Source organism: Arcobacter sp. CECT 8985 (genome assembly GCF_004116495.1).
GTDB lineage: Bacteria > Campylobacterota > Campylobacteria > Campylobacterales > Arcobacteraceae > Malaciobacter.
Window position 1 is genome coordinate 1 of sequence record NZ_PDKC01000011.1, and the last position, 18,215, is coordinate 18,215.

An 18,215-nucleotide genomic window follows, 5' to 3' on the forward strand; every position below is an offset into this window, starting at 1 on the left:
GTAAAGATAACTATACAAACTTTACAATTGAAAATGCAAAACTATTTTATGAAAATATAAATAGCGCAAATATAGAAAAAATCAAATTCTCATCTTTACTATTTAATTCAGTTATTGATATCAATAATGTCAAATTAAACAAAGACTTACCAATTATTTCAGGTATTAATATCTCAAAAATTGAACTATCTCAAAATATTTTTTCATTTAATAATATAAAAGTAGAAATTCACATAAAAAACAGTTTTATATATGGAAATATTGATTTAAATAAAAAGCTAGTTACATTAAATAGCAAACAGATTCCAAAAAGTTTAAAACCATTTTTCAAAAAGATAAATAAAGGATACAAATATGAATATAAATTTTAATAAATTACTAAAAATTTTAAATCCTTTTATTTATACCTTAAGTATTAGCTACTTATTTTGTTTTATTCTATTTTTGCTACTTCCTGCAAAATCTATTAAACAAAATATTGCTTTGAATAACTCTTTGGAATATCTAAATTTTGATGGATTCTATACAAAACAATCAAATACAAATACAAATGTTATTGCAAATAGTAGTTTAAAAAACAACTTTGTATTAAAAGCAACATATGTAAAAGCAAATAATCAAGGATATATTCTGTTTTTTGATAAAAGTGCAAATAGAAGTATTGTTTTATCAAAAAATGAGTCTTATAAAAACTTTAAACTAATAGAAATCTCAAAAAACTATGTAATATTTAATAAAAATGGTGAAAATTTTAGTCTATTTATAAAAAATGAACTTCAAAACTTACCAATTTTAAACAATCAAACAGAAAATAATATAAAAGAAGTTTCAAAAAAAGATATTAACTTTTATAGTAAAAATATAGAAAAAATTTGGCAAAACATAGCAATTGAACAACTAAAAAAAGATAATAAAATCATAGGTTTTTTAATCACAAAAATAAATAATAACTCAATATTTTCTCAATTAGGATTAAAAGAAGGTGATATTTTAAAAGCAGTAAATAATAATAATCTAAAATCATATAACGATGCTTTTAAAATCTATAATAATATAAAAAACTTACAATATTTAAAACTAAAAATATTAAGAAAAAACAAAAAAATGGAGTTAGAGTATGAAATTAATTAAGACAATTTTACTGGTGGTTTGCTTACAATATAGTCTTTTAGCAAAAGAAAATTATATTGATTTGAATTTTAAAAATCTTACAATAAAAGAGCTTATTCAGCTTACATCAAAAGCTTTAAATAAAAATATTTTATACACAGGGAAACTTGATGGTAAAGTTGATTTTATTGCAACAAAAAAAGTAAAAGAGAGTGAGTTACTAAATTTAGTAACATATGTACTAGAAGAAAAAGGCTATTCACTTATTGAAAATAATGATATTCTAAGAGTAGTAAAATTAAACGATGCAGCTAGACAAAATGTACCTGTGATTAAAACATCACTAAAAAATAGTTCATCTTTAATGGTTACAAAAATTATAAAAGTTGATAACTCAAATGTTGATTATATATCATCAAGAGTAAGACATATTATGTCAAAAAATGGAAAACTTGTAACTGAAAAAAACTCAAATGTATTAGTTGCAACAGATTTTAAGCAAAATGTTCAAACTGTTCAAAAAATAGTTAATTTAATGACAAAAGATGCAAAAAAAGTAGCTGAAGTAGTTAAGTTAAAAAACATCAAAGCAAGTGATGCTAAAGAAAATATTGAAAATATTGCGAAATCACTATTTAATCAAAGAATTGAGAAAAATAAAGTAACAGTTATTGAAACAAAAGAGAATAATTCTTTAATGTTAATTGGTCAAAAAACAAATATAGATTTTCTAAAATCTCATATAAAACAGATTGATATAAAAGACTCTTTAGCTAAAAAAATTGTTGATGTTATATATCTGAAAAATGTAGAATCTACAAATGTAATCAAAATCTTAGATTCAATTATCTCTAAAAAAAGATATATAAATATTGCAGATAAACCTGCTGTTACAGTAGATGAAGAGACAAATTCAATTATCTTAATGGGAATGAAAAGTGAGATTGATGGTCTAAAATCTCTAATATCAAAACTTGATAAAGAAAAAGCACAAGTTTATGTACATGCAAGAATTATTGAAGTTAATGATAACCTAGTAAATGAGATTGGTTTTAAATATGGAATATTTGGGTGGTCATCTGGAGATAAAGGGCTTAGCTCTTTTTCTACTAGTTTAAATAGAGGTTCAGTTCCATCTTTAAATAGTGTAAGTGATTTAGGATTAGAAATAAAAGATTTATCTTCTGCACTTGCTTTAGGAGCTTCTTTAAATCTTCTAAAAGAAAATGGTGCAGTTGATGTTGTTTCAGAACCATCAATTCTTGCAGTTAATAATAAAGAGAGCTCTATTTATGTGGGAGAAACTATCTCAATTAGAACAGCATCAAGCTTATCTGATGGTGGAACTTCAAAAGATAGTTTTACAAGAGAAGATATTGGTCTAACACTAAAAGTAAAGCCTAGAATATCAAATGATACAAAAGTTACTTTAGATATAAATACAATATTAGAAGATGTAAATACAACATCAAATAAAGGTGCAGGTGGTAACCCAGATACAAATAAAAAAGAGGTTAAAACAACAGCTATTGTAAATAATGGTGAGAGTGTAATTATTGGTGGTTTAATTCAAAATAAAGAGGCTAAAACAAATCAAAAAGTTCCTTTATTAGGAGATATTCCTCTTGTTGGTCAACTTTTTAATAATAATGTTACTCAAACAAAAAAGAATAACTTAGTTATTATTGTTACACCATATTTAATTCCTAAATCTAAAGATATTACATACATTAGAAGTAAGCTATCAGAACTAAAACTTTTAGAAGATAGATATTTAAAAGATGCCTTAAAAAGATTGAAAAAGAAAAAAATAGAACAAAACAAAACTAATCAAAAAGAAGAAAAAATAGAAGATGCAAATAGTTTCAATAGTAGTATTGAAACAAATAAACAAAAAGAGAATAAAGCCCAACAAAGATTTAATGAGTATTTAGGAATATAAGATGCAACTAGAACAAATACACAATACAGATCTTGAAGTTATTGAAAATAAAGAGTATGAAAATGCATTTAAAAATCATGCTCTTTTTACAAAATATAAGAATAAAGAAGTTATTGCATTAAATAAACAATACTTTGATATTTCATTTGATTATTTATCTAAATTCCATTTGAATTATGAGATTATTTATCTAGATAATGTTTCATATGAAACATTGTATAACAAGTTTTTAGAGCATAGAACAGATAAAGAGATGACAAAAGTTCAACAAGAGCAAGAGAACTCTTCATTTATAGATGAAGAGTTTAATGTTAGTGAGTTTTTGAAAGTTGGAAGTGATATCTTAACAACACAAGATTCTGCACCAATTATTAAATTTGTAAATTCACTTTTTTACCAAGCAATCAAAAAAAATGCAAGTGATATTCATATTGAAATGCATGAATATAAAGCAGAAGTAAGATACAGAATAGATGGAGTTTTGACAAAACATTTAGAACTTGATAAAAATATTATGGCACTTGTTATTTCAAGAATAAAAGTAATTTCAAATCTAGATATTTCAGAAAAAAGAGTTCCTCAAGATGGTAGAACTCAAATAAAACTTGCAAAAGAAAATCTAGATATAAGAGTCTCAATTCTACCAACATTTTATGGAGAAAGAGTAGTAATGAGAATCTTAATGCAAAGTGAGAATATTGTTGCATTGAAAGATTTAGGATTTAATGCTGAACTAACTAATAACCTTGAAAATTTAGCTAGAAATGCATATGGAATGATTTTGGTTACAGGTCCTACAGGAAGTGGTAAATCAACTACTCTACACTCATTATTAAGACAAATTGTAAGTAATGAAAAGAATATTATTACAATTGAAGATCCAGTTGAATACAAATCAAATGACATATCTCAAATACAAGTAAATTCAAAAGTGGGACTTACTTTTGAAACTGGACTTCGATCTATTTTAAGACAAGATCCAGATATTATTATGTTAGGAGAGATTAGAGATAGTGCTAGTGCAAAAATGTCAATTCAAGCTGCACTTACAGGACATTTACTATTTTCAACACTTCATACAAATAGAGCCCCAGCTGCAATAACAAGACTAATAGATATGGGTGTAGAAAAGTTTTTAATTTCATCTTCTTTACTTGCAGTACTTGCACAAAGATTAGTTAGAAAGCTTTGTACTTGTAAAGAAATTGATACTTCTTTACAATCTTATAAAGCATTTGATATAAATAAAAATACAACTATTTATAAAGCTGTAGGATGTAACAATTGTAACCACACAGGATATCAAGGAAGAGTTGCAATTGCAGAACTATTTACTTTAAATGATGATATAAAAGAGTACCTAAAATCAGATGTAGATGATAATATATTGATGCAAAAAGCAATAGAAAATAATATGATTCCTTTAGATAAACAATTAAAAGATATGATAACTGAAGGAAAAACATCCGTTGCAGAAGCCATAAGAATAGGTATCAAATGAAAAAAGCTTTTTCATTAATAGAAGTTATTATCTCAATCACACTTTTGAGTGTTGTTTTATACTCATTTATAAGTTTAAAAAGTAATAATATATCTATTATTGAAAAACTGAAACAAATAAATAAAAGAAATAACTATATAAATCTTGCTATAAAAAGTACAAATGATATAAAAAGTGATGAAAGTTTTTATCTTACAGATATTTATAAAAACACAAATAATTCATTAAGAAAAGAGCTAAAAAACCTACATATTACAAAAAAAAGAGTTTTAGAAGAGAAAAAAGAGTTTAATTTTGACAATAGTATAAATATAGAAATTGAAGTATTTAAAACAAGTTATAAATTAAATTCAAAAAACAAAAATATATATGAGGTAAAAATAAAATGAAAAAAGCATTCTCATTATTTGAGCTAATTATATCTATATCAATTTTTTTTATTATAAGTATATTTTTATATGATTTTTTTAATAATACAAAAATTTCAAATAATAAATTTGAAAAAAATATAAATAAATTTTATAAAACAGAAGATTTAAAACATATATTTTATAAAGACTTTTTTCAAGCTTCATCAATATCAATAGAAAACAATTCTAAAAATAAACAAATAATAAGATTAATAACAAAAAATAGTTACCACAATCCATTTTATAATAATATTACATATCTTTTAAGTAATGATAATAGATTAATTAGAGTAGAGAGTAAAAAAAGAGTAGAAAAAGACAATCTTTCAAAAGAGTTTTTTAACACCTCTTATATTGATATATTAAGAAATAATATAGAAGATTTTAAACTAATAAAATCTTCTTTAAATAGTAAAAAATATCTACTTTATATAAAAAGTAAAAAGTTAGATTTAAAGATACCTCTTCTTGTATTTTAGGTATCTTTAGTTATTTGCTGATGCTTTTATAAGAATCTTTGTATATTCATCTTGTGGATTTAAAAATAATTCATCAGTGTAGTTTGTTTCAACTATTTTTCCTTTTTTCATCACAGCAACTTTATTACATATTTTTTCAATTAATTTTAAATCATGAGAGATAAAAATATATGTTAAATTATACTTTTTTTGTAGCTTTGACAATAGACTAATTAATGAAAACTGCACTTGTCTATCAAGTGCTGAAGTTGGTTCATCTAAAATCAATAATTTTGGCTTTAAAATAAGTGCTCTTGCTACAGCAATTCTTTGTCTTTGTCCGCCACTAAACTCATGTGGATATCTGTGAATTGAATCAACTGGTAGCTCAACTTCTTTTAATATATTCATAACCTCTTTTTCTTTTTGTTGTTTTGATAAAGTTGTATGAATATCTAAACCTTCACTAATAATAGAAAAAATTGTCATTCTTGGATTTAAACTATTAAAAGGGTCTTGAAATACAATTTGAATATCTTTTCTTATTTTTTGTAACTGTTTTTTTGTTAATTTTGATAAATTAGTATCTAAAAAAGTAATATCGCCTGTATAATCAATTAATTTAATTATTGCTTGAGCTAAGGTAGATTTACCACTTCCACTCTCTCCTATTATTCCAAAAGTATCTTGTTTAAAGACCTTTAAACTAACAGCATTTACTGCTTTAAAATTTCTTGCAACTCTTTTGAAAATTCCTTTAAAAATAGGGAAATTAACATCTACATTTGATATTTCTATTATCTTTTCATTATTATTTTTATTTTTATTCTCTACTTCTATATCACTTGATAAAAGAAGTTTAGTATAGCTATCTTTTGGATTAGAAAATATTTCACTATTTATATTGTGTTCAACTATCTTACCTTGATTAATTACATATATATAATCTGCATATTTTTTTACTACAGATAAATCATGTGTAATTAAAAGTATAGACATTTTATACTCATCTTGTAACTTTTTTAATAAATTTAATATTTGATATTGAGTTGTTACATCTAGTGCAGTTGTAGGCTCATCAGCAATTAATAGTTTTGGATTATTAGCAATTGCCATAGCTATCATTACTCTTTGTCTTTGTCCTCCACTTAATTCATGGGGATATGAATTTGCTATTTTTTCTACATCTAAATATTTATTTAACTCTACTTTTTCAAGAAGTTCTAAAACTTCTTTATTTAACTGTTTTTTTGAAACTACTTTATGTATTTCAATAATCTCAGAAATTTGTTTATTAACTTTATGTAAAGGATTTAAAGCACTCATTGGTTCTTGAAAAATCATCGAAATTTTACTACCTCTTAAAGATAATAAATCTTTTTTTGTAAATTGTAAAATATCTTTATTTTCAAACAATATTTTAGAATCACTACTAAAAGTAATTTCACTTGGTAAAAGTTTCAAAATTGAGTGTGCAGTAATTGATTTTCCACTTCCACTCTCACCTACTAATGCAACAGTTTGTCCCTGTTTTATATGCATATCTAAATTTTTTACAATATTTTTTGAAGATATATTTATATTTAAATCTTGTATTTCTAATATTTTACTCATAATTACTCTTTATTTCTCAGCTATTCGTGGATCCATAGCATCTCTAAATGCTTCACCTATAAAAATCAATAATGTTAAAAGTAAAGATAACACAACAAATGCAGTTATTCCTAGCCAAGGTGCTTGTAAATTATCTTTTCCTTGTGCCAATAATTCACCCAAACTTGGACTCCCTGCTGGTAAACCAAAGCCTAAAAAATCTAATGAAGTTAAAGTTGTAATACTTCCACTTAAAATAAAAGGCATAAAAGTTATTGTTGCAATAACGGCATTTGGTAAAATATGTTTAAATATTATAAGTTTATCACTTTGACCTAGTGCTTTTGCTGCTTTTACATACTCAAAATTTCTTGCTCTTAAGAACTCAGCTCTTACTAATCCTACTAAAGCTGTCCATGAAAAAAGTAAAAGTAACCCTAGTAACCACCAAAATGTGGGCTGAATATAATTTGCTAAAATGATTAATAAAAATAGAGTTGGTAAGCCAGACCAAATTTCAATAAATCTTTGACCTAATAAATCAACTTTACCACCATAATAACCTTGTAATGCGCCTATAATAACTCCAATAATTGAAGAAAGTATTGTCAAAGTCAATCCAAAAAGTATGGAAATCCTAAATCCGTACATAACTCTTGCTAAAACATCTCTTCCTTGATCATCAGTTCCTAATAAATTCTCACTACTTGGAGAAGAAGGGAAAGAGGTAGTTGAATTAGTTTTAATAGTATCATATGAATATCTAATTAGTGGCCAAATAATATAGCCATCTTTATTTATTAAATCTTGAACAAACTTATCTTTATAATCAGCTTCTGTTTCAAAAAAACCACCAAACTGTTTTTCAGTATAGACTTTAAAAACTGGTGTATAAAACTCATTTTTATACGAAATTAAAAGAGGTTTATCATTTGCAATAAACTCTGAAAACAGTGTTATTATAAATAAAAATGAAAAGATAATCAAAGAGTAGTAACCTCTTTTATTTGACTTAAAAACTGCTAATCTTTTTTGTTTAATTGTTTTGCTCAAATCAAACCCTCTCAAAATTAATTCTAGGATCCACCCATGTATATAAAATATCTGAAACTAAAGATATAACTAATCCCATAAGTGTAAAAATATATAGTGTGGCAAACATTACAGGATAATCTCTATATAACGTTGCTTCAAAACCTAATAACCCTATTCCATCTAAAGAAAAGATAACTTCTATTAGTAAGGAACCTGTAAAAAACATTCCTATAAATGCAGCAGGAAAACCAGATATTATAATAAGCATGGCATTTCTAAATATATGTTTATATAATATTTTATTTTCTTCTAAACCTTTTGCTCTTGCAGTAACCACATATTGTTTTGAAATTTCATCTAAAAAAGAGTTTTTTGTAAGCATTGTAAGAGTTGCAAACCCTCCAATTACCATTGCTGTAATTGGCAAAGTTAAGTGCCAAAAATAGTCTTTTATTTGTTGCCATAAACTTAACTCATCAAAATTATCGCTAAAAAGGCCTCTTAAAGGAAATATATCAAAATAGTTTCCTCCAGCAAATAAAATCACAAGTAAAATTGCAAATAAAAATCCAGGTATTGCACTACCTATAATTATTACAGTTGATGAGTAAACATCAAATTTTGTTCCATGATTTAAAGCCTTTTTTATTCCTAATGGTATAGATATAAAATATATTATCAATGTAGACCAGAGTCCTAAAGATATAGAAACTGGCAATTTTTCTTTAATAAGTTCAATTACAGTTGCATTTTTAAAAAAACTCTCTCCAAAATCAAAGGTAATATAATTTTTCATCATTAAAAGATATCTTTCTAAAATTGGTTTATCAAATCCATAAAGTTTTTTAATATCTTCTACTAATTCAGGAGATAAACCATTTGAACCTTTATATATTGACTTTTCATCATTTACAGAAGTTGTATCCATTACATCTGATTGATTATCTCCTGTTATTCTTCCTAAAGTTGTATCTTTCTGACCTTCAATTTTAAGAAGCATTCTTTCAACAGGTCCTCCTGGACTTGTTTGTACTATAAAAAAATTTATTGTCATAATCCCAATTAAGGTTGGGATTATAAGCAATAGTCTTCTAAATATATAGCTAGTCATTTAAAAACTCATCTTTTATCCACCATGTAAATAGTCCAAGTGAATATTTTGGTGTAATTTTTGGCTTGTTAAATTTATTCCAATAAGCAACTCTATAATATGGCGTATAAAAATTTGAAATAACATAATAGTTATATGTTAAAACTCTATCTAAAGCTCTAACAGCTGAAATTAAATCTGTTCTTGATTTTGCAGTAACAATATAATCAATTATCTTGTCTACTACTTTAGAATTAACTCCTATCATATTTCTGCTACCTTTTATCTTAGAAGCAGCACTTCCCCAAAAACTTCTTTGTTCATTTCCAGGAGAAGAAGAGACTCTAAATACATTAGCAATCATGTCATAATCAAAGTTTCTTACTTTATTAATATATGTTATTTGATCAACAATTCTAATCTTTGCAATAACTCCAATCTTTTTTAAGTTATTAATAAATGGATGAATTACTTTTTCTAAAGAAGATGATCCAAGAAGAATTTCAAACTCAAATTTTTTACCATCTTTTCTAAGTACTCCATCTTTAATTTTCCAACCTTGAGAATATAAGATTTTTAATGCTTTTCTTAACTCATTTCTTATATTTCCATCTCCTTTTGTTTTATTAGCTTCATAAGCTTTACCAAAAACCTCATCAGGAACTTGACCTTTAAATTGATTTAAAATTTTAAGTTCGCCTTCTGTTGGCAATCCTCTTGCAGCAAGTTCACTATTTTCAAAATAAGAGTTAATTCTTTTATATTGATTATAAAAAAGATTTTTATTTGTCCATTCAAAATCAAATGCAAGATTTAAAGCCTTTCTTACCTCTTTATTTTTAAAAATATCTTTTCTTATATTAAAAACAAAGCCTTGCATTCCTTTTACATTTTCATGTTTTATCTCATCTTTTATAATTTTATGATTATCAAAATTTTTTCCAGTGTATAATGTCGCCCAGTTTTTTGCACTATTTTCCATTATATAATCAAATTCACCTGCTTTAAAAGATTCTAATATTACATTTCTATCTTTATAGTAATCATATCTTATTTCTCCAAAGTTATATTGTCCTACATTTACATTTAAATCTTTTGCCCAATAGTTTTCATCAAGTTTATAAGTTACATATTTTCCATATTTATAATCATCAACTTTATATGGTCCAGATCCTATAGGAACTACGGTATTTGAATTGGAAAAATCTTTATTCTTCCAAAAATGTTTAGGCAAAACCATAAGCTGAGATAAAATTACAGGTAATTCTTTATTTTTACTATTTTTAAAATTGAACTTTATCGTATATTTATCTATTACTTCAGCATTTTTAACATCACTATAATATTTTTTATACCAAGGAGCACCTTTACTTATTAAAATATCATATGAAAATTTCACATCTTGGGCAGTTACACTTTTCCCATCTTGAAATTTTGCATTTTTATTTATATAAAACTTTACCCAATCATTGTTTTTTGATACTTCTATTTCTTTTGCTATTAAAGGGTAATAAACAGAGCTTTCATCCAAACTTGGAGTCATTAATGAATCATATATCATTACTATTCCAGCAACATTATTACCTTTTAAAATAAATGGGTTAAATGAATCAAATGTTCCTGAAATAGCACCTTTAAAAATACCACCTTTTTTTGCATTTACATTTACATAATCAAAATGCTTAAAATTCTGAGTATATTTAGGTTTTTCATTTATTGATATATATTTTTGTTTTTTTGCAAAAATATTTGTTGATAAAAGTGTAAGTAAAAAAATCGCTAAACTTAACTTTTTCATTTATTCTCCTTTGTAATTAAAAGCAAATTATTTAGATTTAATTTATTTAAGATATCAAGAAGTTCAATTACTCTTTTATACTTTACTTCTTTATCTATTTTTACATTTATTGGTGTATCTTTTTTCATCTTTGATAAATTATCTTTTAATAAAGAAAAAGATATTTTTTCACCATTATATGCAACTTCATTATCAGAAATTTCTATCATAATCTCTTTTTTCTTTACTACCTTTTGAGTTGATGTAGAATTAGGAAGTGTTAAATTTAAAATCGTTTCATTTTTTTTAAACTCACTTGCAACAATAAAAAAGATTAATAATAAAAATACAACATCAATTAATGGAGTTAAGTCCATTGAAATCAATTCTCTTTTTTTAACTAATCTTTTCACGAGTTATCCTATTAATAATAATAGATTCATATTTTGTTTCTAATTTAGTTAAAGAACCAGATAAATAGTTAAACCCAATATAATGAGGTAATGCAACAATTAATCCACCAACAGTTGTAATTAAAGCAAGAGAAATACCTGAAGCAAAAGTATTTGCACCTTGAGAAAAACCTGCTGCAGCAATTGTTTCAAATGATTGCAATACACCAATTACAGTTCCTAGAAGGCCTAATATAGGTGCAATTGTCGCAATAATTTTTATTGTATTCATACCTGTTTCACAACTTAAAAGATGTTTTGATGCTCTATTAAATACTGCATCCTCAAGATCTTTTAAATTTGAAGAAGAGTGCTCTTTATGTACTGAAGTTATTATTTGAGTTATAACTTTTTGAGCTTTTTTATTTTCAATACTAATTTGAATAAATTTCCATAATAGAATTGAAAGTCCAATGATATTTAAAAAAACTAGGATATACATTACATATCCTCCAAGATGTATATACTCAATTAATGAATGTTTCATTTTTTACCTTTAATTTATTTTATTTGAAATTTTATTGGAACTTTAATGTCCAAAAATGCTTTATAAATCTCTTTAGGAAATGGTTCAAAGTGTTTTGTCTTTTCTACTGCTTTTATTGCTGCTTTATCTAACCTTTTTTTTCCACTTGATCTAAATAATTTAATATCAACAAACTCACCTGTTTTTAATACTCTAAAATAAACAGTTGCAGTTCCTTGTTCTTTAAATCTTTTTGATAATATTGGATATTTTTTATTACTATCAATTTCTGCTCTTAATCTAGTAAGATAAGTTTTTTTAGATTTTTTAAATTTCTCTAAAGATTGAACCTGTTTCTTTTTTGATACAGAAGCTTTTTTTTCTATTTTTTTTGCTTCTTTTTCTACAACTTTTTTAACTTGCTTTCTTTCAACTTTTTTTACAGGTTTTTCTTTAACTTTTTTCTCTACTTTTTTTACTTTTTTAGGTGCTTTTATCTCTTTTTTTACATATTCTCTTTTTGCTTCTTTTGTTAACGGTTTTTTAAATACTTTTTTCTTTTCTTCTTTTTTTATCTCTTTTTTCTTCACTTCTTGTTTTTTTACTTTTTGTGGAACTTGAAGCATTGCAAGTTGAACACTCACTTTATTAAAATGAGGTTTATTAACTTGCTCTTGTTTTTTTTCATAGAAAAAAGTCAATACAAAATAGTGTAATATAATAATAAAAATAAAAGATAAAAGAAAATATATTTTGTTCAAATTATTTTTCCTATTTATTTTTATGTTTTGGATTTAATTCTGTGTATAAAACATCTTTTGCATCAAAATATTTATTTGCTTCTTGTTTTATAATTGAACTATTTATATTCGTATAAAGATCTTTATATTTATCAATATCATTTATATTATCTCCATAGTAATATACTTTTTTCAATTGTTGTAACCAAAAAGCTGGATTATTTTTAGACGATTCTAAAGATAAAAGTGCTTTTTTTCTAAATGCTTGTATATATACTTTTGAAACACCATTCTTCTTAATATCACTTATTACCTCTCTAACAGAACTTACAAGTTCTTCTTTTCTTTTTGGATCACAACTAAAATTAATTTGAATTCCTGATTTTACATATGGTTCTCTAATAAAACTAGTTTGAACATTTATTCTATAAACACCTGATTTTTCTTCTCTTATTTTTTCTCTAAGTTTAATCTTTAAAACTTCTTTTAAAGCAGTTAAATATACAGAATTTTCTAAAGAGTAAGAAGTATCAATTTTGTATATCATTTTAATTTTAGATAAATTCCTATTATTATAATCTCTTATAAATTCTTGTTTTCCTGATAGAGGTTTTATTCCTCTATATTTATAGCTTTCTTCTCTTTTTAGTGTTGGCAAGTTACCTAAATATAATTTTGAATATTTTTCTACTTTTTCTTTACTTATATCTCCAACAATTAAAAATGTAAAATTATTAAAATCAGAATATCTATCTTTATAAATTCTAAGCATATCCTCTTTATTTAATGAATTTATATCTTCAACAGATGTTCTTTCGAATCTTTTATTATGGTTAAAATAAAAAGATTTTAACTCTTTATTAAATTTATTAGAAGGAATAGATTCTTGATCTTTTATTTTTCTTTTTTCTGTATTTTTAATATTTTCAAAGATATTATTATCGAATCTATATTTTTTACTCATTAAATATACTCTTTGCATTAATAAATTAAAATCATCAATAGTTGTAGCCCCTTGTAAACTTTCATTATATCTATTGATTTTTGGGTTAACACTAATTATTTTAGAGTTATATATTTTATTTACTTGCAAGATATTATATTTATCTAAACCAGATGAAGATATTACACTTGTTGCATATTTGGCATTTACTAAATCTTTTGTTTTATATAAAGAGAATCCACCCCTTGAAATTGCATTTAAAAATACTTTATTTTTTTTATCATCACTATATTTATAAACTACTTTTATTCCATTTTCAAGAGTAAATTCATAGAAGTCATATTTTTTATTATGCTTTTCATTTTTTATTTTTACAGGCTTTAAATAACTTGTATCAATAACTTCTGGTAGCTCTTCTTCTTTTTTAGCTTTTTTAATATGTTTTTGAGATCTAATAAAAGTATCTATAATTTTCTTTTTATCAACTTTTATATCTAAAGGTGTTTTATAGCTAAGGATTATACTTTTTGTATCCAATATCTGTTTATATTTATTATTTACCTCATTTAGTGTCACATTACTTAATATTTTATCTACTAATTTAATTGCATACTCTTGATCTATAAGAATTTCATCATTTAATACTGATGATACAATTTTATTTGCATATGATTTTGATGATTTACTTTTTATATATTTTAGACTTTCATTATTAGCAGTTTTTAATTCTTTAACAATTCTTTTAAACTCATTTTTATCAAATCCATTATGTTTTATACTATAAATTAAAGATGTTAATTCATCCAATGCTGTATATTTATCTTTTTTATTTAAATATGTTGTGCTAAAAGAAAATGTTCTTAGATTTGATACAAAATCTCGTGAATTTAAATTTGTATTTTTTATTACTGGATTAACTTTTAATATTTGTTCACTTGCTTTTATATTAAATAGATTTGCTGCTAATACCCTTAATACCAATTGTTTATAATCTTTATCTGTTTTTATCTTATCTCTATCGTGGTAATAATTAATACTAATACCTGGTTTTATTAACTCTTTATCTTTTAAAACCATAGCCGTTATTTCATCTATTTTTTTAACAGCTCTATTTGCAGGTTTTCTTTTTGATTTATTTTTTAAATAAGAAAAATTCTTTTTAATTAAATTTTCTATATTTTTAATATCAATATCACCTGTAACAACTAAATGCATTAATTCTGGTCTATACCAATCATCATAAAAATCTTTAACTCTTTTTAAAGAAGTGTTTTTGACAATATCTAAATCCCCTATTGGTGTTCTTGTTCTATATTTACTATTTTTGTAAATAGTACCTTTCATTTGTTGATAAAGTCTAAAATTAAGATTATTTCTTACTCTTGCTTCTTCTAAAATTACACCTCTTTCTTTGTCTAGTTCTTTTTGATCAAAACTAATTGCACCTGCCCAATCTGAAAAAATCAACATAGCTTTTTCTAGATTATCATTTTTTAAAGGAAGATCCATTTTATAAAGAGTTCTTGTTGTAGTTGTACTTGCATTTATATCTGCACCGAAACCAACACCAATTGATTCTAAGAATTTAATAATTTTATTACCTTCAAAGTGTTTTGTTCCATTAAAAGCCATATGCTCAACAAAATGAGCAAGACCTTTTTGATCATCATCCTCTTCTAAAGAACCAGCTTTTACAACTAGTTGTATATATGCTTTTTTCTTAGGTTTACTATTCTTTTTTATTGTATATTTAAATCCATTCTTTAGTTCACCATGCACATAACTTTTATCCTCTGGTAAAAGTTTTGCATTTGTAAAACTAAAACAGAAAACTAATATAAGTATGTTTGTTAATATTCTCATTTTTTTCCTTTTTCAATATTTAATTTGTTAAATAAAAAAAGTGCTAAAATAGTATAAACACCACCTATTGAAATTAAGACTAATGGATAGATTTTATTTTTTAATGATTGTTTAGTATAGATATAATAAACAAGAAGTAATATTGCTATTATAAAATATAAGATATATGATATTTTACTTATATCATAAAACTTCAATGTATATATTCCATTTTCTGTTTTTTTAAATCTTAATTTAAAAGGTAATAATAAAGAACTAATATTTTCATATAACTCTCCATTATCAATTTTATATTTTAACTCTTTTGATTTTATTGTATTGTAATTCAAATCCATTACTATTTTTTCAATTACTTTTTCATTTGATTCGAAATCATAAGATTTTAAAGTAATGATTTTATTATATGGAGTAGAACTTAGCATTAATGATTTTGAATTATAATCAAAATCTTTAACTGGAAGTTTTATTAATTTATAATTATTATAAGTTAATAAATAGACATCTTTACTTTGCGAAACTAATAATCCATAAAATTGTTTATGATAATTCTCTTTTACTAATAAAAATTTAGTTTTTACACCTTTTGTATCTACTTTTTTTAACATGATTTTATTATTTATTTGTTTCATATGAAATAGAAAATTATTGCTATCTAATAAAAAGTACCCCTCATCAAATGGCTTAGCAGTTGAAGGTGTTCCAAATGCTTCTTTTAAAGGAAACTTTGCACCTATTTCTTTTAATCTATTAGTTATAAATGTAGTTTTTTCTTTATTTTCTTCATTTGAAATTGTATTTATAAAAGTAATTGAGTTTTTGTTTAAAGTAAATAATTCATCAGGCAATGTTAAAGAACTATATTTAGGATTTGATTCAAGAAGTGGATATAAATTAACTAATTTTGTATTAATAATTCCTGGATTAACCTTTATGTGTGATTTTTGACTTCTTATTAAATTTACATTTCTTTGAAACTGAGAAAACCCTTCAGGAAAATTTTTTGTTTTAACTAAATCATAATAAAATGTGAATGGTCTTTTTTTCTTATACTCATCTAAAGTATATTCAACAGATTCATCAAAGTTTGTATATTTTATTTTTTTATTTTTTTTATCTACATTTACTTTTATAAAATCTTTTGTAACAGGAGAATAATAAATATTTTGTACAGAAGAAGGTGTAGCTAAAAAATCTTTTACAATTTTAGGTAAATAAAGACTAAAAGTAAGTGCTGAAACTATAATAATTAAATATATTCTTAAATTTCTCATTTTATATATCCTTTTGTATAAGAAGTAAAAACATCAAAAACAATAATGATATAAACAATAAGAACAGTAATTACAAAAACATTTAAATTTGTACTAACAAAATAACCTAATTTTGATAAAGCTATATATTTATCAATTATCAAATAAGAAACTAATATATACGTAATTTTTCTAATTCCTTTTGGTTCTAAAAATACTATCATTGTAGTGAAATAACAAAGTAATGATGCAATAAAAGATGGTAATACTCTTGAAAATACTGCATAAAATACTTCTGTAGGAAAAGATGAAGTAATCATAAAAAAATAAATAACTGTTATTATAGAAAAAATTAATACTAAAAATATTCCTCCAACAGATACTAATGCAGAAATAAGTAAATTTTGACTCATTGGTAAATGCAAGAATAGTCTAATTCTTCCATTTGTAACTTCTGGATAAAATTGAGCCGTTGCTAGAAATATTGCAAAAAGCATGCATACATATTCTAAGTTACTATAATCAAAGACTCCCATTTGAGTAATCATCAAAATTGCATTTGTAGAACTATATTGAACAAGTGAGTCTTGAATTGAAAAGTAAGTATTAAATAAACAACATGCAATTAAAATTAAAAATATAGATATAATTTTAATTGTTTTTAGGTACTCTTTATAAATAATCATATTAAACATTAATATCTTCCTGTATAACCCATAAAAGATTCTTCTAAATTCATAGATATCTCTTCAATATCTTCATATAATAAATTTTGATTTTTCATATACTCTTTTATAAAAACTAAGTCATTAAAACTATAAATATATGAGTAATCATTAAAACTTTCAAAATTTACAATTATAGAATTTAAATCAATTTTGTGAGCATTTAATTTTTTTATTTTGTATTTTTTAAATGTAGATTCAAACTCTTTTAAAGAGCTTTGAAGTAAAGGCTGAGTTCTATCTAAAATAATAATATCATCTAAAACATTCTCTAAGTTTTGCATAATATGAGTAGTCATGAGAACAGTTTTATTATTTTTAATTACATACTCTTTTAAATACTCTAAGAATAAACTTCTATATCCAACATCTAATCCTAATGAGTAATCATCTAAAATTAATAAATCAGCATCTTGTGCAAAAATAAGTCCAAGAACTACTTGTGAACGTTGACCACATGACATTTTTCTTATTATCTGATTTTTTGGAACTGATAATTTTGAAACAAGTTCATAATATAACTCTTTTTTCCATCTATTTGGATAGAATTTTGAATAAAATTTTTCAATTTGTTCAATAGTCATAAAATCATATTGAACATGACCTTCATGTAAAAGCCCTATTCTCTGCTTTGTTTTTGGAGTTAATTCATGTGAGTTTTCATTGTAAACTAAACATTCTCCTGATGTTGGTTCCAAAAACCCCATTAATATATTTATTGTTGTTGATTTTCCAACTCCATTTTTACCTAAAAGTCCAACAATCTTGCCTTTTGGAATAGAAAAAGAAAAATCTTCAAAAATTTTTCTTTTTCCATAATAATGTGTTAAATTTTTACATTCAATTATATTTTCAATCAT

Annotated in this window: 17 protein-coding genes; 6 read left to right on the forward strand and 11 right to left on the reverse strand. The window is 23.9% G+C overall.

Annotated features, from left to right (window positions below):
- The 6 genes from CRU93_RS14140 to CRU93_RS06470 all read left to right on the forward strand — a co-directional run.
- The coding region (locus tag CRU93_RS14140; RefSeq protein WP_164967638.1) for a hypothetical protein at positions 1 to 371 on the forward strand (371 nt) is incomplete at its 5' end.
- Complete coding sequence (locus CRU93_RS06450; protein WP_129103368.1) at positions 355 to 1,131, forward strand: hypothetical protein; 777 nt, start codon at positions 355 to 357, stop codon at positions 1,129 to 1,131. The genes CRU93_RS14140 and CRU93_RS06450, both read left to right, overlap by 17 nt.
- Positions 1,118 to 3,052 carry a secretin N-terminal domain-containing protein gene (locus CRU93_RS06455; RefSeq protein ID WP_129103369.1) on the forward strand — a complete coding sequence of 645 codons (1,935 nt, stop codon included), beginning with the start codon at positions 1,118 to 1,120 and terminating at the stop codon, positions 3,050 to 3,052. The genes CRU93_RS06450 and CRU93_RS06455 overlap by 14 nt, the downstream gene beginning before the upstream one ends.
- 1 nt (position 3,053) lies before the next feature.
- Complete coding sequence (locus tag CRU93_RS06460; RefSeq protein WP_129103370.1) at positions 3,054 to 4,553, forward strand: GspE/PulE family protein; 1,500 nt, start codon at positions 3,054 to 3,056, stop codon at positions 4,551 to 4,553.
- Positions 4,550 to 4,942, forward strand: coding sequence for a prepilin-type N-terminal cleavage/methylation domain-containing protein (locus CRU93_RS06465; protein WP_129103371.1), 393 nt, complete (start codon positions 4,550 to 4,552; stop codon positions 4,940 to 4,942). The genes CRU93_RS06460 and CRU93_RS06465 overlap by 4 nt, the downstream gene beginning before the upstream one ends.
- Positions 4,939 to 5,442: a hypothetical protein gene (locus CRU93_RS06470; protein ID WP_129103372.1), complete on the forward strand. Its 504-nt coding sequence runs from the start codon at positions 4,939 to 4,941 to the stop codon at positions 5,440 to 5,442. Before CRU93_RS06465 ends, CRU93_RS06470 begins: the two co-directional genes overlap by 4 nt.
- Positions 5,443 to 5,448: 6 nt before the next feature.
- On the opposite strand, the gene CRU93_RS06475 is transcribed toward CRU93_RS06470, so the two are convergent.
- The 11 genes from CRU93_RS06475 to CRU93_RS06525 are packed head-to-tail and all read right to left on the reverse strand — an operon-like array spanning position 5,449 to position 18,215.
- On the reverse strand, positions 5,449 to 7,035 hold the full coding sequence (locus CRU93_RS06475; protein ID WP_129103373.1) for an ABC transporter ATP-binding protein: 1,587 nt from the start codon (positions 7,033 to 7,035) through the stop codon (positions 5,449 to 5,451).
- Between the two features lie 9 nt (positions 7,036 to 7,044).
- Positions 7,045 to 8,067 (reverse strand): ABC transporter permease, encoded by a 1,023-nt coding sequence (locus CRU93_RS06480; RefSeq protein WP_258238850.1) that lies wholly within the window; start codon positions 8,065 to 8,067, stop codon positions 7,045 to 7,047.
- 1 nt (position 8,068) lies between these two features.
- On the reverse strand, positions 8,069 to 9,160 hold the full coding sequence (locus tag CRU93_RS06485) for a microcin C ABC transporter permease YejB (RefSeq protein WP_129103375.1): 1,092 nt from the start codon (positions 9,158 to 9,160) through the stop codon (positions 8,069 to 8,071).
- On the reverse strand, positions 9,153 to 10,937 hold the full coding sequence (locus CRU93_RS06490) for an extracellular solute-binding protein (RefSeq protein ID WP_129103376.1): 1,785 nt from the start codon (positions 10,935 to 10,937) through the stop codon (positions 9,153 to 9,155). Before CRU93_RS06490 ends, CRU93_RS06485 begins: the two co-directional genes overlap by 8 nt.
- Positions 10,934 to 11,329, reverse strand: a complete 396-nt coding sequence (locus CRU93_RS06495; protein WP_258238851.1) for a biopolymer transporter ExbD — start codon at positions 11,327 to 11,329, stop codon at positions 10,934 to 10,936. The genes CRU93_RS06490 and CRU93_RS06495 overlap by 4 nt, the downstream gene beginning before the upstream one ends.
- Positions 11,313 to 11,855, reverse strand: coding sequence for a MotA/TolQ/ExbB proton channel family protein (locus CRU93_RS06500; RefSeq protein WP_129103377.1), 543 nt, complete (start codon positions 11,853 to 11,855; stop codon positions 11,313 to 11,315). Before CRU93_RS06500 ends, CRU93_RS06495 begins: the two co-directional genes overlap by 17 nt.
- Before the next feature lie 14 nt (positions 11,856 to 11,869).
- Positions 11,870 to 12,595: an energy transducer TonB gene (locus tag CRU93_RS06505; RefSeq protein WP_129103378.1), complete on the reverse strand. Its 726-nt coding sequence runs from the start codon at positions 12,593 to 12,595 to the stop codon at positions 11,870 to 11,872.
- 10 nt (positions 12,596 to 12,605) lie between these two features.
- A complete protein-coding gene (locus CRU93_RS06510) occupies positions 12,606 to 15,380 on the reverse strand; it encodes a pitrilysin family protein (protein ID WP_129103379.1) in 2,775 nt (924 codons plus the stop codon).
- The gene (locus CRU93_RS06515; RefSeq protein WP_129103380.1) at positions 15,377 to 16,651 is read right to left on the reverse strand and encodes a DUF4857 domain-containing protein; all 1,275 of its coding nucleotides are present in this window, start codon (positions 16,649 to 16,651) and stop codon (positions 15,377 to 15,379) included. The genes CRU93_RS06510 and CRU93_RS06515 overlap by 4 nt, the downstream gene beginning before the upstream one ends.
- Positions 16,648 to 17,325, reverse strand: a complete 678-nt coding sequence (locus tag CRU93_RS06520; RefSeq protein ID WP_129103381.1) for a hypothetical protein — start codon at positions 17,323 to 17,325, stop codon at positions 16,648 to 16,650. Before CRU93_RS06520 ends, CRU93_RS06515 begins: the two co-directional genes overlap by 4 nt.
- Positions 17,325 to 18,215, reverse strand: coding sequence for an ATP-binding cassette domain-containing protein (locus tag CRU93_RS06525; RefSeq protein ID WP_258238852.1), 891 nt, complete (start codon positions 18,213 to 18,215; stop codon positions 17,325 to 17,327). Before CRU93_RS06525 ends, CRU93_RS06520 begins: the two co-directional genes overlap by 1 nt.